The sequence below is a fragment of the Nonomuraea sp. NPDC050153 genome, from assembly GCF_044460125.1.
Lineage (GTDB): Bacteria > Actinomycetota > Actinomycetes > Streptosporangiales > Streptosporangiaceae > Nonomuraea.
This window is the reverse complement of record NZ_JBITJQ010000006.1, coordinates 205888-227086: the sequence shown is the minus strand read 5'-3', so window position 1 is coordinate 227086 and position 21199 is coordinate 205888. Positions and strand designations below refer to the sequence as shown.

The window sequence follows — 21199 nt, the reverse complement described above, 5'->3', positions numbered from 1 at the left end:
CCCATGGACGTAGGACAAAAGGAAGAGGAATAGGTGTGCCGGTTCTTTCGGTGATCGTTCCGTTCTACAACGTCGAGAAGTACATCGGACCCTGCCTGGACTCCATCGCCGCCCAGACGCTGGGCGATCTGGAGGTGATCTGCGTTGACGACGGCAGCGGCGACGGCGGCTCGGCGGTCGTCGAGTCCAGGCAGGCAGACGACTGCCGGATAAGCCTCATCAGACAGGACAACATGGGTGTGGGCCGCGCCCGCAACGTGGGGGTGCGCCAGGCCACCGGCCGCTACCTGGCCTTCGTGGACGGTGACGACACCGTGCCGCGCGACGCGTTCAAGCGCCTGGTGACCTCGCTCGAATCCACCGGTTCCGACCTGGCCTGCGGCAACGTCATGCGGCTCTACCGCAACCTGCTCACCCCGTCGTGGGCCCACCGGGAGGCGTTCGCCAGGCCCGTGAAGAGCACCCACATCACCCGCCACCCGCTGCTGATCCGCGACCGCATGCTGTGGAACAAGGTCTACCGCCGCTCCTTCTGGGACCGCCTCGGCCTGAGCTTCCCCGAGCGCATGTACGAGGACCAGCCCGTCGCGATGGCGGCCCACGTGGGGGCGAGGTCGGTGGACGTGCTGGCCTCGATCGTCTACCACTGGCGGCAGCGCGACGAGCCGGCCAGCTCGATCACCCAGCGCTGCCTGGAGCCCGACAACCTGCGCGACCGCCTGCTGTCGGTGCTGGAGACGGCCTCCCTGCTCGGCCGGGGGGCGCCGAAGCTCAAGCCCGACTTCGACCGCGACACGCTGGACATCGACATGGCCGTCGCCGTGGAGGCCATGGCCGCCATGGGCACGACGGCGGACCCGGCCCTGCTCGACATGATCGTCCGCTATCTCGACGGCGTGTCGCGCGAGGCCTGGCAGAGCATCCCGTTCGCGCAGCGCCTCCAGGTCCACCTGCTGCACCAGCGGCGCCTGGGCGAGCTGGCGTACGTGTTCACCCAGGACCGCTGCGGGCAGCTGCAGCCGCGGGTCGGCGCCGCCGGGTGGCTGCGCAGGCGCTGGTACGGCCGGCACCCGTCGATGCCGGCGCACCTGTCGGAGGTCACCGACGAGCTGAGCCTGATCGCCAGGCTGGTCGACCTCGACTGGCGCGACGGCGTGCTCTGCGGGGTGGGCCGGGTGGCGCTGGGCCGGTTCGACGTGGGGGAGCTGCGCCGCATGCGCGTGCGGATCTGGCTGGAGGAGCGCAGGACGGGCCAGACCATACCGCTGTCCGACGAGGAGACCGCGCCCACCTGGGAGAGCGTCGTGCAGGAGGACGGCGGCGCGCTGCCGGAGCACGCGTTCCCGTTCCGCTTCGCGTTCGACCCGGCCGTGCTGACGCCCGCGCAGCTCGCCAGGCGCGGCCGATGGGACCTGCGCGTGCAGCTCAGGGGCCACGGGCTGCGGCTGGACGGCCGGGTGGCCGGGCCGCGCTGGCTGCCGCCCCTGATCCCCGCGCCGCGGCGCAGGTCGGGCGTGTGGCTGGTGCCGATCCGCAGCGCCAAGGGCGCCTGGGGCCTGCGCCTGCGCAAGGCGCGGGCGATCATCGGGGAGTGCCGGGTGGACGGCGGCGACCTGGTGTTCTCGGGGGAGATCACCGACGTCGGCGACGGCGAGCCGGTGCTGAGGCTGCGGCGCAGGAGCGACGGCGAGGAGATGTACTTCCCGGTGGCGCTGGCGGGGCAGCACTTCCACGCGCGGGTGCCGCTGGCCGACATCGACGAGAGCGTCGGTCACGAGTCGTGGTGGGAGGTCGTCATCGACCAGGGCAAACCTCTGCGCCCGCTGGTGCGGACCGGGCAGCGTCCGGTCGCGACCGTGGCGGCCAGACGCTTCCTCGTCGACCGGGGCGAGGACGGCTGCCTGCTGCTCGCCGAGCGTTAGCGCAGGATGCCCGCCAGCGTCTCCACGACCCGGTCCTGCTGGGCGTCGGTCAGGTCGGGGAACAGCGGCAGCGACAGCTCCTCGGCGTAGTACGCCTCGGCCCGCGGGCAGAGCCCACGCCGGTAGCCGAGGTCCTCGAACACCGGGTGCCAGTACGCCGGCAGATAGTTCACCTGCACGCCGATGCCGGCGGCGCGCATGCGTTCGTAGACCTCGCGCCGCCGGCCGTCGCGGACCCTGACCGGGTAGAGGTGCCAGCTCGGCCGCACGTACGCGCGCCGCGCGGGCAGCGTCAGCCCCGGCACGTCGCGCAGCAGCGCGTTGTAGCGTGCGACGAGCTCGGAGCGCCGCTCGCGGAAGCGCTCCAGCCGCCGGAGCTGGCTGACGCCCAGCGCGCACAGCACGTCGGGCAGCCGGTAGTTCAGCCCGAACTCGTGCACCTCCTGGTGCCACCCGCCCACGTCCGGCTGGCGCTGGTCGGCGGGCTCCCTGACCAGGCCGTGGTTCCTGAAGCGGGCGGCCCGCCGGAGCCGCTCGGGGTCGGTCGCCGCCACCGCCCCGCCCTCCGCCGTGGTCACGGTCTTGGTCGGGAAGAACGAGAACGTCGTCAGGTCGGCCGTCGCCCCCACGGGCCGGCCCTTGTACGCGGCCCCGATCGAGTGCGCCGCGTCGGCCATCAGCAGCACCCCGGCCGGGTCGGCGACCGCGCGCAGCTCGTCGTAGTCGGCGGGATGGCCCGCGTAGTCCACGGCCGTGACGACCCGCGTCCTGGGGGTGAGCAGGGCGGCGACGGCGCCGGGGTCGAGGTTGCCCGTGTCGGGCTGCACGTCGGCGAAGACCACCCGCGCGCCCAGCAGCACGGCCGTGGCGGCCGTGGCCACGAACGTCAGCGGCGAGGTGACCACCTCGTCGCCCGCCCGCACCCCGGCCGCCACGTACGCGACGTGCAGCGCGGCGGTCCCCGACGTGACCGCGACGCACGGCACGCCGCCGGTCCAGCGGGCCAGCTCCGCCTCGAACCTGCCGACCGCGGGCCCGGTGGTCAGCCAGTCGCCGCGCAGCACCTCGGCGACCGCCTCGATGTCGGACTCGACGATCGACTGCCGACCGTAGGGGAGCATCAGCCGGCCACCATGGCGCGCAGGTCGTCCACCGAGAGCCACTCGTCGTTGGCGTCGGAGCGGTAGGAGAAGCCCTCGGGCAGCGGCTCGCCGGTCTCCGGCGGCGTGTAGCCCCAGGTCGCGATCGTGGGCTGGACGATGTACCGGTCCGCCAGGCGCAGCGTCCTGCGGCCGTCGTCCGGCCCGATCATCTCCTCGTGCAGCTTCTCGCCGGGCCTGATGCCGATCTCGTAGATCGGGCTGTTCGGCGCCAGCGCCTCGGCCAGGTCGGTGATGCGCATGCTGGGCAGGCGCGGCACGTAGAGCTCGCCGCCCCGCATCAGGTCGAACGAGTCCACCACGAACCTGACCGCCCGGTCGAGCGTGATCCAGAACCTGGTCATGCGCTTGTCCGTGATCGGCAGGCTGGTGCCCTGCTCGGCCAGGCGCAGGAAGAGCGGCACCACCGAGCCCCGGCTGCCGACGACGTTGCCGTAGCGGACGACGGAGAAGCGGGTCTCGTAGGCGGCGGCGTAGTGGTTGGCGGAGACGAAGAGCTTGTCGGCGACCAGCTTGGTGGCCCCGTACAGGTTGATCGGGCCGGAGGCCTTGTCGGTGGAGAGCGCGACGACCTTGCGCACGCCGCTGTCGATCGCGGCCTCGACCACGTTCTGTGATCCGGCGACGTTGGTGCGGACGTACTCGAACGGGTTGTACTCGGCCGTGTCCACCTGCTTGAGCGCCGCCGCGTGGACCACGTAGTCCACGCCGTGCATGGCGCGGGTCAGCCGGTCGCGGTCCCTGACGTCGCCGATGAACCAGCGCAGGCGGTCGTCGTCGCCGAAGAGTTGCCTGGTCTCGTACTGCTTGAGCTCGTCGCGGGAGAAGACCACCAGGCGCCGCACCCCCAGCGAGTCGAGTGCGTTGCGGATGAACGCCTTACCGAAGGACCCCGTGCCTCCGGTGATCAGAATCGACGATCCACTGAGAATGCTCACGTGGCCCCCTGGATTCGCGTTTACGCACTGTAGTCATTCGAGCAGGGCGGTAGCATAGCGCGATCGGCTGGCGACACACGGTCACACGGGGGATTGGGGCTTCGGTGCGCATTGTCGGGATTGTTCAGGCACGGATGGGCTCGACGCGTCTGCCGGGCAAGGTGCTCCGGGAGCTTCACGGCCGGTCGGTGCTGGGGTGGGTGGTCCGCGCCGCGCGGGAGGCGGGCGCGCTCGACGATCTCGTGGTGGCCACCACGACCGAGGAGGTCGACGACGCGGTGGTCGCCGAGTGCCGCCGCCTCGGCGTGTCGTGGCACCGGGGGCCGGTGGACGACGTGCTGACGAGGTTCATGGAGGCGCTGGCCGGGCGGCGGTGGGACGCGATGATGCGGTTCACGGCGGACTGCCCGCTGCTGGACCCCGCCGTGATCAGGGAGGCGGCGCTGGTGTTCCGCGCCGTGCGCGGGCTCGGCTACCTGAGCACCGCGCTGGCGCGCACGCTGCCGCGCGGGCTCGACGTGGAGATCGTGAGCCGGGGCGCGCTGGAGCGGGCCGACGCCGAGGCCGCCGATTTCCACCGCACGCACGTGACCTCCTACGTCTACTCGCACCCGGACGACACGCGGCTGCTCGGGCTCACCTACCAGCCGGTCGCCGACGACCTGCGGGTGACGCTCGACACCGAGGACGACTGGCGGCTCATCTCCCGGGTGGTGGACGGTCTCGGCGACCGGTGCGTGCCGTACGGGACGCTGGTGAGCTGGCTGCGGGAGCGGCCGGAGATCTGCGGGCTCAACGCCCACGTGCGGCAGAAGGCGTTGCAGGACGCGTGATCCGGGTCGGCTTCCGGTGCGACGCCGGGGTGCGGAGCGGGGTCGGCCACCTGGTGCGGTGCGTGGCGCTGGCCGAGGAGCTGCGCGCCCGGGGCGTCGAGGTGGTCTTCCTCGGCGAGGTGCGCGGGTCCGGCTGGGCGCGGGCGCAGCTTCGGGACCGCGCGCTGCCGCTGGTGCCCGCCCCCGACGAGCCGGGACGCCTGGCCGCGCTGGCCCGTGAGCTCCGGCTGGACGCCGCGGTCCTCGACTCGTACGACCTGCCGGAGGGGACGGGAGCGGCGCTGCGGGGAGCGGGGCTGACCGTGCTGGCGATCGTGGACGGTGACCCGCTGGGCCAGAAGGCGGACCTGTACCTGGACCAGAACCTCGGCGCGGAGCGCCGCCCCTTCCCCTGGCCCGCCCGGCGCCTGGCCGGTGCCCGTTACGTGCTCCTGCGCGACAGCGTGCGCGGGCGCCGGCGGGTCCGGCGGACGGGGCCGGTGCCGCGCGTGCTGTGCTTCTTCGGCGGCACCGACAGCGCCGGCGTCGCCCCCGCCTGGGCCGGGGCGCTCCTGGCGACCGGGGTGCCGTTCGAGGCCACGGTCGTCAGCCCCACGCCGTTCGAGGCGGGCGGACCGATCACCGTGATCCCGCCGACGGACCGGCTGCCCGAGCTCATGGCCGCGGCCGACCTCGTGGTCACCGCCGCCGGGTCGGCCGTCTGGGAGCTGCTCCACCTCGGCGTCCCCACCGCCCTGAGCTGGGTGGCGGACAACCAGCTCATCGGCTACGAGGAGCTCGTCGGCCGGGGCGTCGCGGCCGGGCTCGGGCGAGCGGCCGACGCGGCGGCCGACACGGCGGCGGTGGGCGTGCTCGCCCGCCTGCTGACCGACCCCGCCGCCCGCGAGGAGCACGGGCGGCTGGGTCGTGGCCTCGTGGACGGCAAGGGCAGGGAACGCGTCGCCGACGCGCTCCTTAGATCAGATCCCAGGTGAGCGGCGTGCCGGAGGGCACGTTCTTGGTGAAGTGGCGCCCCATGACGGCCGTGGCCGCGTCCGGGGGCAGACCGCCCGCGGGCCGGATCGAGCGTACGTTCTCCGGGGTCACCGCGTCGCCCGCGCGCACGTCCCGCACCACGTAGAGCGACCGGCGGAAGCGCAGCCCCTCGCGCTCGGACGGCCGGGGCCCGAAGGACACCTCTCCCAGCGCCAGCCACGCCCGCCGGCTCTCCACCACCAGCGTCGCCAGCTCGTCCGGCTCCAGCGAGAAGGCCGAGTCCACCCCGCCGTCGGCGCGCGACAGGGTGACGTGCTTCTCGATGATGGACGCCCCCAGCGCCACCGCGGCCACCGACACCCCGATGCCCGGAGTGTGGTCGGAGAGCCCGACCGTCGCGCCGGTGAGCACGCTCATCACCATCAGCGACCGCAGGTTGCTCTCGTCGGGGGAGGCGGGGTAGCTGGCCGTGCAGGACAGCAGGGCCACCTGGGTACAGCCCGCCTCATGGGCGGCGGTCAGCGCGGCGTGGATCTCGCCGATCGACGCCATCCCGGTGGAGAGGATCAGCGGTTTCCCGGTGGCGGCGGCGAGCCTGATCAGCGGCAGGTCCACGATCTCCGAAGAGGCGATCTTGTACGCCGGCACGCCCAGCTTCTCCAGGAACTCGACCGCCGTGGGATCGAAGGGCGTGGAGAACGCGGTGAGGCCGTGCTCGCGCGCCCGCTCGAAGATCGGCTGGTGCCACTCCCATGGCGTGTGGGCGCGTTCGAAGAGCCGGTAGAGGCTCTCGCCGCCCCACAGCTCGTGCCCGTCGCCCACGCGGAACGCGGGCCCGTCGCAGTCGATGGTCAGCGTGTCGGGCCGGTACGTCTGCAGCTTCAGCGCGTGCGCCCCGGCCGCGGCCGCCGCGTCCACGATGGCCAGCGCCTGCTCCAGGCTCCCGTTGTGGTTGCCGGACAGCTCGGCGACGATGAACGGCGGGTTCTTGATCCCGATCGGCCGTCCGTCGATAGTGATCATGACTGCTCCTTCACGAGCCGGATGGCAACGACGTCGCGGGGCTCGCCGTCGACGTCGCGCAGGTAGGCCCCGACCTCCATGAAGCCGAACCGCCTGTGCAACCGCCTGACCGCCTCGTTGCAGGCCAGCACCTCCCCGCGCAACGTCGTCAGGCCGAGCGTCTGGAAGGCGTGCTCGACGGCCGCCCGTTCCAGGCCGATCCAGGCCCGCAGCAGCTCTCCCGACTGCTCCAGCCCGTCGAGGTCCAGGTAGAAGCCCCAGGAGCCGCTCTCGGACGACAGGCCGAAGAAGGTCACCACGCCGGCGGGGACCCCTTCGTGCTCGTAGATCAGCACGCGCTTGCGCGCGTCGACCCGGACGGCCTCCCACCACTGGGAGTGCTCGTCCTCTCCGATCTTGTGCGTGGCGAAGCTGGCCGCTCGCACGCGTGGATGGTTGCGCCATCGCCGCATGGACGGCAGGTCTTTGTCCTCGACGCCTCTCAGCACCGCTCCCCCTACCATTGGTGTTCAATCAATTGCACAACGTAGCCGATTATGCGTCCAGTAAAGAGCTGATCAGGGACACGGAATCCGCGGAGTGGTCAAGGCATGCTGCCCTCGAACCCACATCCCGAGAGCCAAGGAGCGATTCGGAATGATCCCCCTGCTCAGCGTGGTCGTCCCGATCTACAACGTAGAGCCGTACATCACGGAATGTCTGAAATCTCTGTCCGCGCAGACGCTGGACGACATCGAGGTCATCCTCGTCAACGACGGCTCCGACGACGGCAGCCGGCGGGTCGCCGCGGACTTCGTCGCGCGCGACGACCGCTTCGCCCTCATCGACCAGCGAGACAACCTGGGTCCGGGCCCCGCGCGCAACCTGGGGATCCGGCAGGCCCGCGGCACGTATCTCGCCTTCGCCGACGGCGACGACATCGTGCCGCCGGAGGCGTACGAGCGGCTCGTCCGCACGCTCGCGGAGACCGGCTCCGACCTGGCGTGCGGCGCGGTGGCGCGGCTCGTGGACGGCGTGCTGGAGGAGTCGATCCTGCACGAGAAGGCCTTCCGGCGGCCCGAGCTGTGCACCCACATCACCGACAAGCAGGTGCTGGTCAGGGACCGCACGGTGTGGAACAAGGTCTACCGGCGCGACTTCTGGGAGCGCAACGGGCTGACGTTCCCCGCCGGCATCTACGAGGACGTGCCCGTCGCCATGCAGGCGCACGTCCTGGCCGGCAGCGTCGACATGATCGGCCAGGTGGTCTACCACTGGCGCAAGCGGGACGCGGGGGAGACCTCGATCACGCAGCGCCGGGCCGAGCTGCCCAACCTCTGGGACCGGCTGGCCGCCATCCGCGCGGTCCGCGCCTTCCTCGACGAGCGGGCGCCCGAGCTGCTCGACGGCTTCGACGCGCTGGTGCTGGAGAAGGACATCGTGTTCCTGTTCCAGGCGCTGGAGGGGAGCGAGGAGAGCGGCGCGCTGCTGGAGCTGGCCGACGCGTGGCTGGCCACGCTGAGCCCGAAGGCGCTGGCCACCGCGCCGTCGCTGCGCCGCCTGGAGCTGCACCTGATCAGGCGCGGCCTGGTGGCCGAGCTGCGCACCGTACGCGAGTTCCGGCGCACCTGCGAGGACGGCACCCGCATCGTGCCGCGGGGGCTGCGCGTCACCAACTGGTACGGCGACTACCCCTTCTTCCGCAGGCGCCGCCGGCTCCGGATCCCCGACGAGGTGTTCGACGCCCGCGACGAGCTCAAGCTGGTCGCCAGGGTCGAGGAGTGCGCGTGGACCGGGTCCGAATACCGGCTGCGCGGGCAGGTGGCGATCCACCGGGTCGACCGCAAGGTCGGCAAGCTCAACCTGTGGCTCAGCGACGGCCACCGCAAGGTGCCGCTGGAGGTCTGGCGTGCCGGCCGCTACGGCGTGTCGGCGGCCTTCGACCCCAGGCGGCTCGAAGGCGGAGGGCCGACCTGGCGCCTCATGGTGCGCACCGAGACCCGCGGCCTCGTGCTCAAGAGCTGGTTCAGGGACGGGGACGCGAACTCCGCGTGGCGGTTTTCCGTGCCGGGTTGGTCAAGAAGCGGCATGGACATCACCCAGTAGTTCCAGACAGTAATCGATCAGGCACGTCACGTGGTCATGCTGGAGTCCATGAGGACCTATTCGCTCGATGACGTCTTCGAGACACGCAAGCGGAGAGACTCCTGGTGGACCGTCTATTTCGTGGACCCGGTCGCCTGTCGGGTCGCCCTTCCCGTCGCCAACCGCACCCAGCTGACACCCAACGCCCTCACCGTGCTTTCGCTGGTCCTCGGCGCGGTGTCGGCCACCTGTTTCGCCCTGAACCACCACATGGCGGGCGCGGTGGTTTTCTATCTCAGCTTCATGATCGACTGCGTGGACGGCAAAATCGCCCGGTTGAAGGGCACGGGCACGCCGTTCGGCCTCTGGCTCGACTACGTGGGGGACCGGGTCAGGGTGGTCCTGTGTGCCGGGGGGCTGGCATACGGGCAGTACGTGCTCACCTCGGACGTGCGCTACGTCGTGCTCGGGGCGGCGGTGGCCGTGCTGGACCTCTTCCGGTACGTCAACGCGCCGCAGATGAAGCGGGTACGCGACGCCGTCAGGGAAGAGCGGGGGGAGCCCGAGCCCGGGCTTGAGGAGGACCTCGATTCCCTGGAGCGGGTGGCGCTCGTCCCGAGGGCACGCCGGCCGCGCAGCTTCCCCAGGCGCTTCAACAGGTTCCTGGCCCGGCACCGGGTCCGCTCGCACCTGATCAGCGGCATCGAGTTTCACGCCGCGGTGTTCGTGGTCGCGCCCCTCGCGGGGGAATGGGCGCTGATCCCGCTCGCCGCGGTGGCCGGGGTGCTGCTGCTGGTCAACGAGATCTTCCTTGTCTACCGAATGTGGCGCTTCACGCGCAGGCACGGCGTGGCCTCGTCTCAGGAGAGCCGAGAGCACGTTCTCGTCTAGTTTTCGGGGGTTATTAAGAAATGTCCGACCGGCCAGTCTTCGTCATTGGATGTCCGCGGTCCGGCACCACGATGCTCCAGCTCATGCTCCACTCGCACCCCCGCATGGCGGTGCCTCCGGAGACACGCTTCCTCATTCCCGCCTACTACCGCCGCCGGACGTGGGGCGACCTGCGGATCACCGCCCGCCGCCGCGCGCTGGCGCAGTGGATCGCGACCGACCGCAGCACGAAGTTCCGCGAGCTCAAGATCGACAAGGACGAGTTCGTCAGGCAGGCCGTGGAGGGGCCCGGCTCGCTGGGATCGGTGATCGGGACGGCCTTCCGCATGTACGCCGACCGGTTCGACAAGCCCCGCTGGGGCGACAAGCGGCCCAGCTACGTCAAGCAGGTCGACCTGCTGCTGCGGCTCTTCCCCGACGCCCAGTTCATCCACCTCATCAGGGACGGCCGCGACTGTGTGGCCTCGCTGAAGGAGATGCCCTGGTACACGCTGGACTCCTTCCACGCGGTCTCCACCTGGGCCGAGGCCATCGACGCGGGCGGCCGGCTCAAGCGCACGCTGGGCGAGGACACGTACTACGAACTGCGGTACGAGGACCTCACCGACGACCCGATGACCGAGCTGAAGAAGCTCTGCCACTTCCTCGACGAGGACTTCTCGGTCTCGATGATCTCCCCGCGCGAGGCGGCCAGCGTGGCGGTGCCGCAGCACAAGGTCTGGCACAGCAACACGCACGGCGAGGTCATCCGCACCCGCGTCGGCAGCTGGGCGAACCGGCTCGACGACTGGGAGATCGCGCTGTGCGAGCACATGCTCGGCGACCGCCTGGAGTCCATGGGGTACGAGCTGACCGGCGCGCCCAAGCCGGCCAAGGAGCACGTGACGGCCGCCCAGAAGACCATGCAGAAGCGCAGGGCCAGCCGCATGCGCAAGCACATGCGCGACCGCTTCAACCGGCTGCGTGAGCCGAGCCCCGTGGCCGCGATGCTCACCGCGCGCCAGCGGTCCCTGGCGGGCGTGCCGCAGCAGCGTACGGAGATGGCCGAGCCCGTCTAGCGCCGTCTAGCGCCGGATGTGGGCGAACAGCCGCTCCCAGCCGTCGAGCACGTGGTCGAGGCGGAACGCCTCGGCCCGTGCGCGGGCGTCCGTCCCCAGCCGCCGCCGCTCCTCCGCGGAGGCGACCAGCCCGCCCAGCGCGGTCGCGAACGCGTCCACGTCCCCCGCCGGCACCAGCAGGGACCCGGCGGAACGCACGCCGCCCGACACGTCGAACGCCACCGACGGCACCCCGTGCGCGGCCGACTCCAGCAGCACGACGGGCAGCCCCTCGTGCCCGCTGGTCAGGCCCAGGACGGAGGCGTTCAGGTATTCGGCGGGCATCCGGTCGCCCGGCACCAGCCCCTTGAAGACCACGCGGTCGCCGACGCCCTCCTTGAACGCGTGCTCCCGCAGCCGGTCCAGCTCGGTGCCGTCGCCGATCAGGTGCAGCTCCCACGGGGGCGGCGCGCCCGAGCGGGCGAACGCGCTGATCAGCCGGTCGAACCGCTTGACCCCTTCCAGCCGGCCGACGCCGAGGACGCGCGGCGCGTCGAGCGTGGAGAGCTCCTCCGGCCAGTGGGCCAGGGGGTTCGGCAGGGCCCAGGAGTTGGGCAGCAGCGCGTGCTCGGAGAACAGCCGGGCGTCGTCCTCGCTGAGGAACACCGCCTGGTCGAGCCCGGGGTAGTGCCGCCTGATGGAGCCGAGGTGCCAGCAGCCGCGGGCGTGGTCGTACGAGCCGTGGTACTGCCCGATCGGCCGGAACGACGCGGGCAGCAGCCCCGCCAGCCGGGCCACCACGGACGGCGAGGTCATGACCGCGTAGCCGGGCCTGATCGCCCCGAGCAACTCCTTCAGCCGCCGGTCGGCTCTCCTGCGGGCCAGGCGGCCCCGCGGCCCCGCAGGGCTCTGGCCGATCACGTGGTGGTGGTAGAGCGGGCCGTCCACGTACCGGAACGGCGCCGCCGCGCGGTGCAGCCCGACCACGTGCACCTCGTGGCCGCGCCCGGCCAGACCCTGGGCGAGGGTGTGCGTCACCCGCTGGACGCCGCCGAGCGTGTCGGCGTCCACGCAGGCGAAGACGACGCTCATCGCGCGCCCTCGAAGAAGTCGTCCACGATCCTGGCGGCCGCGTCGCCCCGCTCGTCGGCGCACCACAGGTCGCGGAAGGCCGCGTACCGGCCGGCGTGGGCGGCGTGCAGGTCGGGCAGCCGCCTGAGCGCGCCCACCAGCTCGGCGGTGGTCGACACGCACGGGCCCGGCGCGATGGCGGGCAGGTCGTGGTACACGCCGCGCTCGGACAGCCGGTAGTCGTCCCAGTCGTCGATGTAGAACAGCATCGGCTTGCCGGTGAGCGCGTAGTCGCACATCACCGAGGAGTAGTCCGTCAGCAGCGCGTCCGAGGCCAGCATCAGGTCGTTGATCTCGGGATACGACCCGGCGGACCGGACGAAGTGCTTGAGGTGCTCGGGAGGGTTGTAGCGCTCCACCGGATGTGTGCGCAGGATCACCACCCACTCCCCGGCCAGCTCGTCGGCCAGCAGCTCCAGATCCACCCGTACGGACTGGCCGCTGCCTTTGACCCGATCCCTGTACGTAGGCGCATAAAGCAGGATTTTTCTCCCGGGTGGGATCTCCAGCCGCTCCCGCACGTCATCGGCCGGCTCGGCCTTCACCAGCGCGTCGCACCGCGGCGTCCCGCACCGGTAGACCTTCCCCGCGTACCCGTTGGACGGCAGGAACACCCGCGAGAACTCCGCGCTCGGCGAGACCAGCGCGTCCCACCGCGCCACCGCCGCCCGCCACTGAGCCCGCGGCCCGTCGAAGTCGGTACGCAGGTCGGGCGCGTCGAACCCGATCGACTTGATCCCCTGCCCGTGCCAGGTCTGCAGGTAGCGGGTGCCGTGCGGCTTCGGGTAGTCCAGCGGGAACCCGTGGCTGTCCACCCAGATCCCGGCCCTGGCCATGGTCCAGAGGTAGGCCCAGCTCCCGCGCCGGACCAGCCGCGCGTCGGGCGGGAAGTTCCGGCGGCCCCTGGCCACCGACCAGACCACGTCGATCGGCAGGTCGCGCCGGCGCAGCTCCTCGTAGATGGCCCGGGGGCTGCCGCTGTAGCCCTTGCCGACGTCGGACTCGAACAGCGCGAGGTTCTGCCGCGGGGGCACCACCTTGATGAGCAGCTTGTAGGCCCGCAGTTTGTTCGCCGGGGTGTTGAGCCGTCTCATCAGCACCTGCTTGACCCGCCGCAGCACCGAACGGGTGACGGAGTCGGGGCGTACGCACAGGTACGCGGCGTACCCCTCGGCCTTCACCAGGCAGTCCGGCAGCTCGACGGGCCGCAGCCGCGGGTCGGCGAGGATGCGGTCGGACGTGGTGTGCCCGTCGGAGGTCCTGGTGAAGACGATGCGCGGATCGCACCTGCCGGTGGGCCGGCAGACGATGTCGGTGACGTAGCCTCCGCCACCGGACGGCTGCGGCTTCATCGGGATCCTCAGCGTTCCGAGCTCCAGGAACGCCGTCCAGTCCAGCGGCAGCGCCCCGAACGGGTCGTACGTGCGCACGGTCATCCGCACCTGCTCGCCGTCCGGGACGATCTCCGTCAGCTCGTGCCGCAGCCTGGACTCGGAGAAGGGCAGCTCGGCCAGCCGCAGCTTCGTGATGTCCATGCCGGGCGAGACGGTCGTCCCCCAGTACGTGCGCCCGTTCAGCCGTACCGCCGACCGCGGGGCGGCCCTCGGCCCCGTGAGCGAGGCCGCGGCCACCCGCAGGTCCTCGGCCCGGTCGTCGAGTATGAGCTGGCAGCAGACCCGGTCCAGCGGCTCCAGCTCCTCCAGCAGCCAGCGGGGGAGCTCCTCCAGGTACGGCCGGACCACCGCGGCGAACTCCTTGATCCACACCAGCTCCCGGGCCGGCAGCGGGTTGAGGTAGACCCGCAGGTCCTGGCGCACGAACCGGCGCTGCCTGTGGGGCACCAGATCCCCGGCCCCGTGGTCGCGCAGGACGCCGTCGCTCAGCCGGGCCGCGATGACCCGCTGCCGCACGTTCTCCAGGTCGTCGACGCTCAGCGAGATCGAGTCGTTCGTCGTCGCCCGGTGCCAGAGATAGACCGTCCACGGCACGATCGCGAACCTGCGCGACACCGCGTACAGCGCGGTCGCGAAGACGTGGTCCTCGTAATGGATGTCCTCGGGGAAGCGCAACTCGTGGTCCCGCAGCCAGCCCACGTTGTAGAGCTTGTTCGTGCTGAAGCAGTCGAGGAACAGCTCGGGCTCCTGGCGGATCCCCTCCACCACCCGCCGCCTGGCGAACAGTTCGGGATAGTACGGGTTCTGCCGCCCGCTCGACTCGAACAGCCGCGAGATCTGCCCCGACACGAAGTCGGCCCCGGTCCGCTCGATCTCGGTGAGCAGGCTCTTGCAGGCATGCCTGGGCAGCTCGTCGTCGCTGTCGAGGAACATCGCGTACGGCGAGGCCGCGGCGTCGATCCCGTCGTTCCTGGGCGCGCCGCAGCCCCCGCTGTTGACCTGCCTGCGCAGGTAGAGCACCCGCGGATCGCTGTCCATCAGCCGGGCGGCCACCTCCGGCGTGCCGTCCGTGCTCGCGTCGTCCACGATGATCACTTCGAGATCGCGCAGCGACTGGCCGAGCACCGAACGTACGGCCCTGGGCAGGCGGGCGGCGTCGTTGTAGGAGATCACCACCACGGTGCAGTCCGGCATCCCAAGTCCCCCCGCTGGCTCAATCACCCGCGGAAGTGGGACTTCCCCCAGCGTGGGCGAAGTGTCCGGACTTGATGGAGTATTTGCTGAAAATCAGCCCATTGCCCTTTAGGTGATCGGCGGCCTCAGGTGATCCGCGGCTTTGGGCGATTCGCGGCTTTGGGCGATCAGCGGCGCAGCCTGCGGATCACCCAGACGATGACCAGTAGCGCCACGAGCGCGCCCACGGCGGGCGCCAGGCGTTTCAGCAGCGGCTGCCCGGCGATCTCCAGCAGGTCCAGCGCCTCCTCGTCCGCCGTGCGCGACGTGCGGATCGTGCCCGCGGGCCGCGCCTCCGGCTCGGGCGCAGGCACCGCCGTCAGGTGCCGCTCCTCCTCCTGGCCCGGCGCGGGGGCGACCTGCTCCACCGTGGGCTCGGACAGCAGCTCGGCCAGGTTGGCCGCGAACTTCTCGACGAGCTTGCCGCCGACCTCGGCCATCACGCCGCGCCCGAACTGGGCGGGCCGCCCGGTCACGTTGAACGACGTCTCCACGGTCACCTTCGTGGCCTCGTCGACCGGCGTCAACCGCGCCTTGACCGTGGCCGAGGCCGTGCCGGAGCCCCGAGCCTCCTTGCCCGACGCCTGGATGGTGAGGGTGTAGGCGTCCTTGTCGACGTCCTCGAACCTGGCCGAGCCCTTGTAGGTCACCACGATCGGGCCGACCTTGACCTTCATCCTGCCGGTGAACTCGTCACCCTCGAAGACGTCCAGCGTGGCCCCCGGCAGGCACGGCGCGACCCGCTCGACGTCGAGCAGCACCGCCCAAGCCTGCTCGATCGGAACTGGAACAGTGAATTCGTGCTCGAACCGCATCGCCATCGATCCGCTCCTTTTCCCGCTGGTTGCGACACTACGCCGGGGCGGGGACGCCCCGGAAGAGGCGCCCCCTTCGACCGGTCCGCGGCCCGGTCCTGGTCAGGGCGATCCGGCCGCGGTGCGTACCGCGCGGTGGGTCAGAACCCTGGCCAGATGCCGCCGGTAGTCGGGCTGCGCGTGCAGGTCGGACGGCGGCGAGGTGCCGGCCGCCGCCTCCTCGCACGCCTGGCGCACCTGGGCGCCCAGCTCCGCGCCCTCCAGCGCGGCCTCGGCGGCGTGGGCGCGCAGCGGCGTCGAGCCCATGTTCGTCAGCCCGATCCTGGCCTCGGCGATCGACCCGTCGGAGCGCCTGACGGCGGCGGCCACGCCGACGATGGCCCACGCCTGGGCGGTCCTGTGGAACTTCTCGTAGTGGAAGCCCCAGCCCGCGCCCAGCTTCGGCAGCCGCACCCCGAGCAGGATCTCGCCGGGACGCAGCGACGACTCCCAGTAGTCGACGAAGAACTCGGCGGCCGGGATCTCCCGCTCGCCCTCCTCCGACCTGGCCACGAACACGCCGTTCAGCGCCAGCACCACGGCGGGCAGGTCGCCCGCCGGGTCCGCGTGGGCCAGCGAGCCGCCGAACGTGCCGCGGTGCCTGATCGCCGGGTCCGCCACCTGGGCGGTGGCCAGCGCGATCAGCGGGCAGCCGGCCCGGACGACACCGGAGTGCAGCACCTCGTCGTGCGTGGTCATCGCGCCGATGAAGACGTGGTCGCCGCGGTCGTGCACGCCCTTCAGCTCGGGCAGCCGGCCGACGTCGACCAGCGTCGACGGGTACGCCATCCGCAGCCGCATCAGCGGCAGCAGCGACTGCCCGCCCGCCAGGACCTTGGCGTCCTCGTCGGAGGCGAGCGCCTGGCAGGCCTCCGCCAGCGAACCCGGGCGCACGTAGTCGAACTGCGCGGGGATCATCGCCGCTCTCCTTCCTGCACCCGGTTCTCCTGGCCCCGGTTCTCCTGGCCCCGGTTCTCCTGGCCCCGGTTCTCCTGGGCCCGGTTCTCCAGGGCTCGCCAGACGCGTTCCGGCGTGCAGGGCATCTGCACGTCGTGGATGCCGCGCGGGCGCAGGGCGTCCACGACGGCGTTCACGACGGCCGGGGTCGAGGCGATCGTGCCCGCCTCGCCCACGCCCTTGACTCCCAGCGGGTTGCTGGTCGCCGGGGACTCGGTCCGGTCGAGCTGGAACGTCGGCAGATCCGCCGCCGACGGCAGCAGGTAGTCGGCCATGGTGGTGGTCAGCAGGTTGCCCTCGGCGTCGTAGACGGCCTCCTCGAACAGCGCCTGCGCGATGCCCTGGGCGATGCCGCCGTGCACCTGGCCCTCCACGATCAGCGGGTTCACGACCTTGCCGACGTCGTCGACCGCCACGTACGAGCGGATCTTCACCATGCCCGTCTCGGTGTCCACCTCCACCGCGCACACGTGGGTGCCGTGCGGGAAGGAGTAGTTCTCCGGGTCGAACGTGGCATCGGAGTCGAGCCGCGCCTCCACGCCCTCCGGCAGGTCGTGCGCCGTGAACGCGGCGTAGGCCAGCTCCTGGATCGTCTTCTGCGAGTCCGTGCCCCGCACCTTGAACGCCCCTGCCTGGAACTCCAGGTCGTCCGGCGAGCACTCCAGCACGTGCGCGGCCAGCTTGCGAGCCTTGTCCTTGACCTTCTCGCACGCCTTCAGCACGGCGATGCCACCGACGACGAGCGAGCGCGAGCCGTAGGTGTCCATGCCCTTGTGCGCGATGGCCGTGTCGCCGTGCAGCACCGTGACGTCGTCGAAGGGCACACCGAGCGCGTCCGACACGATCTGGCTCCACGACGTCACGTGGCCCTGCCCGTGCGGCGAGGTGCCGGTGATGACCTCGACCTTGCCCGTGGGCAGCATGCGCACCGAGCCGTGCTCCCAGCCGCCCGCGCCGTAGTTGGCCTCGCCCAGCATCCTGGACGGCGCCAGGCCGCACATCTCCGTGTACGTGCTGACGCCGATGCCGAGTTGCACCGGGTCGCCCCGGTCCCGCCGGTCGGCCTGCTCCGCGCGCAGCTTGTCGTAGCCGAACAGCGACAGCGCCTTGTCCGTGGCCGCCTCGTAGTTGCCCGAGTCGTACGTCAGGCCCGAAATGGTGGTGTACGGGAACTCGTCGTGCTTGATCCAGTTGCGCCTGCGCACCTCCACCGGGTCCATCTTCAGCACGGCGGCCAGCTCGTCCATCATCCGCTCGATGCCGAACGTGGCCTCCGGACGGCCCGCGCCCCGGTAGGCGTCCGTGGGCATCTTGGTGGTGAACACGCCCGTGCAGCCGAACTCGTACGCGTCCATCTTGTAGATCGCGTTGAACATCGACGCGCCGAGCAGCGGCACGCCCGGCGTGACCAGCATCAGGTACGCGCCCATGTCGGCCAGCAGGTCAACCTGCAGCCCGCGGATGCGCCCGTCGGCGTCGGCGGCCAGCCGGAGGTGCTGGATCTGGTCGCGGCCGTGGTGCACGGTCAGGTTGCCCTCGGAGCGGGACTCGCTCCACTTGACCGGCCTGCCGAGCTTGCGGGCGAGCAGCAGGCAGAGCACCTCCTCCGCGGTGACCTGCAGCTTCGAGCCGAACCCGCCGCCCACGTCGGGGGCGATCACGCGGAGCTTGTGCTCGGGGATGCCGGTCACCACGGCCAGCATGACCCGCAGGACGTGGGGGATCTGCGTGGCCGACCAGATCGTGAACGCGTCACCGTCGGTGTCGGCCAGGACCGCCCGCGGCTCCATCGCGCTCGGGATGAGCCGCTGCTGTATGTACGTCCGGTCGATGAGGACGGGGGCGTCCCTGAACGCGGCCGCGATGTCCCCGGAGTTGATCTTGACGCTGAACGCCTTGTTGCCCGCCTCGTGCACCTTCGGGCTGCCGTCCGCCAGCGCCTCGTTCATGTCGAGGACCGCAGGAAGCTGCTCGTACTCGACGTCGATGGCCTCCAGCGCGTCGGCGGCGCGGTAGCGGTCGGTCGCGACCACGCAGGCCACGGCCTCGCCGACGTACCTGACCTCCGACACCGCCATCGGCGGGTGGTCGGGGATGACGATGTCCTCGCTCACCGGCCACGCGCACGGCAGGCTGCCCTGCTCGTCGGCGAAGTCCTGCCCGCTGAAGGCCGCCACGACACCGGGCAGCTCACGCGCTCCCGACACGTCGACCCGGGTGATCCTGGCGTGCGCCATCGGGCTGCGCAGGAACATCACCTGCAGCATGCCAGGGCGGGAAAGGTTGTCCGTCCACTGCGTGCGCCCCGTCAGGAGCCTGGCGTCCTCTTTCCGCTTCCTCGGCCTGCCTACTTCCGGCCCGGCTTCCTGCTGGATGGTCATGGCGTCGTCACCGCCTGCCCCATCTCGTGCGCGCCCCGGCGTACGGCCTTGACGATGTTGCAGTAGCCGGTGCAGCGGCAGAGATTGCCTTCCAGGCCCTCCCTGATCGCCTCCTCCGACGGCTCGGGATTCTCCCTGAGCAGGTCTATCGCGGCCATGACCATGCCGGGCGTGCAGTAACCGCACTGCAGCGCGTGCTCTTCGTGGAAGGCCCGCTGCATCGGGTGCATCGACCCGTTGACGCCCAGGCCCTCGATCGTGAGGACCTCGCAGCCGTCGGCCTGCACGGCGAGCACGGAGCAGCTCTTGACGCTCTGGCCGTCGAGCATGACCGTGCAGGCGCCGCAGTTGCTGGTGTCGCAGCCGACAGGGGTGCCGGTCTTGCCCAGCCGCTCTCTTAGCAGATGTACGAGCAGGAGCCGCGGCTCCACATCCTCCTCGTACTTGATCCCGTCGACGGTGACGGCGATTCGGGGCATACGTCCTCCCTCAGGAGCAGGGGATTGGCGGACACACCCGAACCTACGCCGGTGCTTATTTCGGTCAAGGGTTACTTACCACGAACCACCCTGGCAATAATCGCCACCAGCCCCGCGAATGCCAATCCCAGCACCAAGACGCCGATCAGGACCAGCGGATCCGTGATCGCGCGTGTCACTATGAGAATGCCCAGAACGACGAAGAGCACACCGCTGAGCAGGGCCATCCAGTCGGTGCGGTGGAGGCGCCGCGTCCGCTCGACCTCACGCGGCACGCCGCACCTCCATGTCCCCGAGTCCGCCCCGCAGGTTGAGGATGATGGTGGAGACCTTGCCGTCGGGCTGCTTGGTCTCGGGTTCGAGCACCTTGTTCCAGCGCACGTCCACGCCGCCCCTGACCGAATGGTCGAGCTTGACGTCGCCGATCTTGTTGGTGGCGTGCACCTCCACCCTGGCCGTCGGCGGCACGATCACCATCAGCTCGCCCATCGTCACCGCCGCGTTGAACGTCACCTCGGCGCCCGGTTCCAGCTTCAGCTCCGACAGGTCCAGCCGCCCGTCGCCGACGCCCACGTCGTACAGCATGCTCGACTGGGTCACGCTGGTCGGCGTCCACTCCGACTCGCCGATGTTCCTGGGGATGCCCCCGAGCACGAAGCCCAGGGCCACGATGACCGCCACCAGCGTCCCTGCGGCGACCAGCCCGGCCCCGCGTCCCCACCAGGCGGCGACCAGCAGCCCGGCGCCGATCGTGATGAGCACGGTGCCGCCGACGATGGTCGGGCTCACTCCGGCGGCCGACCTGGCTTGGACCGCCACGACGATCCCTCCAATGATGATTGCCAGCAGGATGGTGATGACGCCGATGTACGACCTCGGACGCCGCTTCCGCTCCTTCTCGGGGATCGGACGGCCGTACCGGGCGGGGTCGTACGGCGAGTAGCCGGTTGCCCGCCTGGCCGGGTCGAGCGGCTGGTAGGGGCCGCTCGGCGCGAACGGCTCGCCGTAGGGGGTGTAGTCGGCGCGGGTCCTGGGCTGCGGCTGGTACGAGGGGACCCGATGCTCGGCGGTGACCTTGGCGTCCTCGCCGGTGGGCTTGCGGGGGGCGGCCTCGTGCACCCGGGTCGGCGGCTCCGCCGCCTGTTCCTCGACAACCTCCGGCCCTTGCTGAACCTGCTCCGGGGCGGCGGCCTCCTGGACCGGCTCCGGGGCGACGTCCCGATAAGCCGCCTCCCGCACCGGCTCCTGGACCGGCTCCGGGGCGGCAGGCTCCTCGACCGGGGACGGCTCCGCAGGGGGCGTGGGCCTGACCGGCGATGCCCCCGCAGCCGGCGTGGGCCTGACGGGCGAGGGCGCCGCGGCCGGCATGGGCCTGACCGGCGGCGCTTCTGGAGCTTCAGGAGCGGCGGCCGTCCGCCTCCTGCTCAGCCGTTCGGGCATCGAGCGGGCCAGCCCCACCAGATCCACCCCGCTGGAGTGGGCGGCGAGCAGCGAGACGGCGAGCAGGACGCCCACCACCAGGGTGCCCGTGTCGAGCCACACCGTCGCCACGTTGAGCGCCAGCCCGAACGCCAGCACCCCCGTCAGCAACGCCATCACGGTCTCGGCGTCGAAGTCGCGGCGCGTCCACTGCTCGATGATCCCCGGCCTGCCGTTCGGCTCCTTCATCAGCAGGAACGCCGCGAGATAGAGGAACAACCCGATGCCGGAGCCGAGCAGAAGCACAGCGAAACCCACGCGGAACACCACAGGATCGATGCCGGTGCGCCGCCCAAGACCGGAACAGACCCCCATGAGGAAGCGCCCTTCGCTGCTGCGTCGCAGCGATCGGGGCGGGGCGGCCGGCTCTTTGGGCGGAGCTTCTGTCATGTCACCATCGTGGACCTACGCGTGGTGTGCTCGCATCCGGGACACCCCTGACCCGACC

18 protein-coding genes are annotated in these 21199 nt (G+C 71.2%); 6 read left to right on the top strand and 12 right to left on the bottom strand.

Features of this window, described 5'->3' with window-relative positions:
- The first annotated feature begins 35 nt into the window (after positions 1 to 35).
- The gene (locus ACIBQ1_RS18090) at positions 36 to 1922 is read left to right on the top strand and encodes a glycosyltransferase family 2 protein (RefSeq protein WP_397278777.1); all 1887 of its coding nucleotides are present in this window, start codon (positions 36 to 38) and stop codon (positions 1920 to 1922) included.
- On the opposite strand, the gene ACIBQ1_RS18085 is transcribed toward ACIBQ1_RS18090, so the two are convergent.
- Positions 1919 to 3043 (bottom strand): DegT/DnrJ/EryC1/StrS family aminotransferase, encoded by a 1125-nt coding sequence (locus tag ACIBQ1_RS18085; protein WP_397278775.1) that lies wholly within the window; start codon positions 3041 to 3043, stop codon positions 1919 to 1921. The two genes, ACIBQ1_RS18090 and ACIBQ1_RS18085, sit on opposite strands and share 4 nt — an antisense overlap.
- On the bottom strand, positions 3043 to 4020 hold the full coding sequence (gene pseB / locus ACIBQ1_RS18080; protein WP_397278773.1) for a UDP-N-acetylglucosamine 4,6-dehydratase (inverting): 978 nt from the start codon (positions 4018 to 4020) through the stop codon (positions 3043 to 3045). Before pseB ends, ACIBQ1_RS18085 begins: the two co-directional genes overlap by 1 nt.
- A 104-nt stretch (positions 4021 to 4124) precedes the next feature.
- Between pseB and ACIBQ1_RS18075 the strand changes: the two genes are divergently transcribed.
- The gene (locus ACIBQ1_RS18075) at positions 4125 to 4853 is read left to right on the top strand and encodes a cytidylyltransferase domain-containing protein (protein WP_397278771.1); all 729 of its coding nucleotides are present in this window, start codon (positions 4125 to 4127) and stop codon (positions 4851 to 4853) included.
- Positions 4850 to 5827: a PseG/SpsG family protein gene (locus tag ACIBQ1_RS18070; RefSeq protein WP_397278770.1), complete on the top strand. Its 978-nt coding sequence runs from the start codon at positions 4850 to 4852 to the stop codon at positions 5825 to 5827. Before ACIBQ1_RS18075 ends, ACIBQ1_RS18070 begins: the two co-directional genes overlap by 4 nt.
- Here ACIBQ1_RS18070 and pseI read toward each other — a convergent pair.
- A complete protein-coding gene (gene pseI / locus ACIBQ1_RS18065) occupies positions 5808 to 6851 on the bottom strand; it encodes a pseudaminic acid synthase (RefSeq protein WP_397278768.1) in 1044 nt (347 codons plus the stop codon). The genes ACIBQ1_RS18070 and pseI overlap by 20 nt on opposite strands.
- Positions 6848 to 7354 (bottom strand): UDP-4-amino-4,6-dideoxy-N-acetyl-beta-L-altrosamine N-acetyltransferase, encoded by a 507-nt coding sequence (gene pseH / locus ACIBQ1_RS18060; RefSeq protein ID WP_397278766.1) that lies wholly within the window; start codon positions 7352 to 7354, stop codon positions 6848 to 6850. Before pseH ends, pseI begins: the two co-directional genes overlap by 4 nt.
- A gap of 133 nt (positions 7355 to 7487) precedes the next feature.
- Between pseH and ACIBQ1_RS18055 the strand changes: the two genes are divergently transcribed.
- From ACIBQ1_RS18055 to ACIBQ1_RS18045, 3 genes are read left to right on the top strand one after another with little or no spacing between them, the layout of a single operon-like run.
- Entirely contained in the window at positions 7488 to 8936 is a 1449-nt protein-coding gene (locus ACIBQ1_RS18055; RefSeq protein WP_397278764.1) for a glycosyltransferase family 2 protein, read from the top strand.
- Positions 8937 to 8984: 48 nt separating this feature from the next.
- A complete protein-coding gene (locus ACIBQ1_RS18050) occupies positions 8985 to 9806 on the top strand; it encodes a CDP-alcohol phosphatidyltransferase family protein (protein ID WP_397278762.1) in 822 nt (273 codons plus the stop codon).
- Between the two features lie 20 nt (positions 9807 to 9826).
- Positions 9827 to 10864, top strand: a complete 1038-nt coding sequence (locus ACIBQ1_RS18045; protein ID WP_397278761.1) for a sulfotransferase family protein — start codon at positions 9827 to 9829, stop codon at positions 10862 to 10864.
- Between the two features lie 6 nt (positions 10865 to 10870).
- Here the strand turns inward: ACIBQ1_RS18045 and ACIBQ1_RS18040 are convergent, their stop codons facing one another.
- The 8 genes from ACIBQ1_RS18040 to ACIBQ1_RS18005 form a co-directional block, all read right to left on the bottom strand.
- Positions 10871 to 11935, bottom strand: a complete 1065-nt coding sequence (locus tag ACIBQ1_RS18040; RefSeq protein ID WP_397278760.1) for a glycosyltransferase — start codon at positions 11933 to 11935, stop codon at positions 10871 to 10873.
- On the bottom strand, positions 11932 to 14562 hold the full coding sequence (locus ACIBQ1_RS18035; RefSeq protein ID WP_397278759.1) for a CDP-glycerol:glycerophosphate glycerophosphotransferase: 2631 nt from the start codon (positions 14560 to 14562) through the stop codon (positions 11932 to 11934). Before ACIBQ1_RS18035 ends, ACIBQ1_RS18040 begins: the two co-directional genes overlap by 4 nt.
- Positions 14563 to 14729: 167 nt before the next feature.
- Positions 14730 to 15422, bottom strand: a complete 693-nt coding sequence (locus ACIBQ1_RS18030) for an SRPBCC family protein (protein WP_397278757.1) — start codon at positions 15420 to 15422, stop codon at positions 14730 to 14732.
- Positions 15423 to 15518: 96 nt separating this feature from the next.
- Positions 15519 to 16373 carry an FAD binding domain-containing protein gene (locus ACIBQ1_RS18025; protein WP_397278755.1) on the bottom strand — a complete coding sequence of 285 codons (855 nt, stop codon included), beginning with the start codon at positions 16371 to 16373 and terminating at the stop codon, positions 15519 to 15521.
- Positions 16370 to 18793 (bottom strand): xanthine dehydrogenase family protein molybdopterin-binding subunit, encoded by a 2424-nt coding sequence (locus ACIBQ1_RS18020; RefSeq protein ID WP_397278753.1) that lies wholly within the window; start codon positions 18791 to 18793, stop codon positions 16370 to 16372. The genes ACIBQ1_RS18025 and ACIBQ1_RS18020 overlap by 4 nt, the downstream gene beginning before the upstream one ends.
- On the bottom strand, positions 18790 to 19272 hold the full coding sequence (locus ACIBQ1_RS18015) for a (2Fe-2S)-binding protein (RefSeq protein WP_397278751.1): 483 nt from the start codon (positions 19270 to 19272) through the stop codon (positions 18790 to 18792). The genes ACIBQ1_RS18020 and ACIBQ1_RS18015 overlap by 4 nt, the downstream gene beginning before the upstream one ends.
- 71 nt (positions 19273 to 19343) lie before the next feature.
- Positions 19344 to 19547, bottom strand: coding sequence for a hypothetical protein (locus ACIBQ1_RS18010; protein ID WP_397278750.1), 204 nt, complete (start codon positions 19545 to 19547; stop codon positions 19344 to 19346).
- A complete protein-coding gene (locus ACIBQ1_RS18005) occupies positions 19537 to 21141 on the bottom strand; it encodes a PspC domain-containing protein (protein WP_397278749.1) in 1605 nt (534 codons plus the stop codon). The genes ACIBQ1_RS18010 and ACIBQ1_RS18005 overlap by 11 nt, the downstream gene beginning before the upstream one ends.
- Positions 21142 to 21199 lie beyond the last annotated feature (58 nt).

Bases quoted from the DNA above. Each gene is read 5' to 3' on its own strand.
- ACIBQ1_RS18085 (WP_397278775.1), bottom strand. From the start codon at position 3,043: ATGCTCCCCTACGGTCGGCAGTCGATCGTCGAGTCCGACATCGAGGCG.
- pseI (WP_397278768.1), bottom strand. From the start codon at position 6,851: ATGATCACTATCGACGGACGGCCGATCGGGATCAAGAACCCGCCGTTC.
- pseH (WP_397278766.1), bottom strand. From the start codon at position 7,354: ATGGTAGGGGGAGCGGTGCTGAGAGGCGTCGAGGACAAAGACCTGCCG.
- ACIBQ1_RS18055 (WP_397278764.1), top strand. From the start codon at position 7,488: ATGATCCCCCTGCTCAGCGTGGTCGTCCCGATCTACAACGTAGAGCCG.
- ACIBQ1_RS18050 (WP_397278762.1), top strand. From the start codon at position 8,985: ATGAGGACCTATTCGCTCGATGACGTCTTCGAGACACGCAAGCGGAGA.
- ACIBQ1_RS18045 (WP_397278761.1), top strand. From the start codon at position 9,827: ATGTCCGACCGGCCAGTCTTCGTCATTGGATGTCCGCGGTCCGGCACC.
- ACIBQ1_RS18040 (WP_397278760.1), bottom strand. From the start codon at position 11,935: ATGAGCGTCGTCTTCGCCTGCGTGGACGCCGACACGCTCGGCGGCGTC.
- ACIBQ1_RS18035 (WP_397278759.1), bottom strand. From the start codon at position 14,562: ATGCCGGACTGCACCGTGGTGGTGATCTCCTACAACGACGCCGCCCGC.
- ACIBQ1_RS18030 (WP_397278757.1), bottom strand. From the start codon at position 15,422: ATGGCGATGCGGTTCGAGCACGAATTCACTGTTCCAGTTCCGATCGAG.
- ACIBQ1_RS18025 (WP_397278755.1), bottom strand. From the start codon at position 16,373: ATGATCCCCGCGCAGTTCGACTACGTGCGCCCGGGTTCGCTGGCGGAG.
- ACIBQ1_RS18020 (WP_397278753.1), bottom strand. From the start codon at position 18,793: ATGACCATCCAGCAGGAAGCCGGGCCGGAAGTAGGCAGGCCGAGGAAG.
- ACIBQ1_RS18015 (WP_397278751.1), bottom strand. From the start codon at position 19,272: ATGCCCCGAATCGCCGTCACCGTCGACGGGATCAAGTACGAGGAGGAT.
- ACIBQ1_RS18005 (WP_397278749.1), bottom strand. From the start codon at position 21,141: ATGACAGAAGCTCCGCCCAAAGAGCCGGCCGCCCCGCCCCGATCGCTG.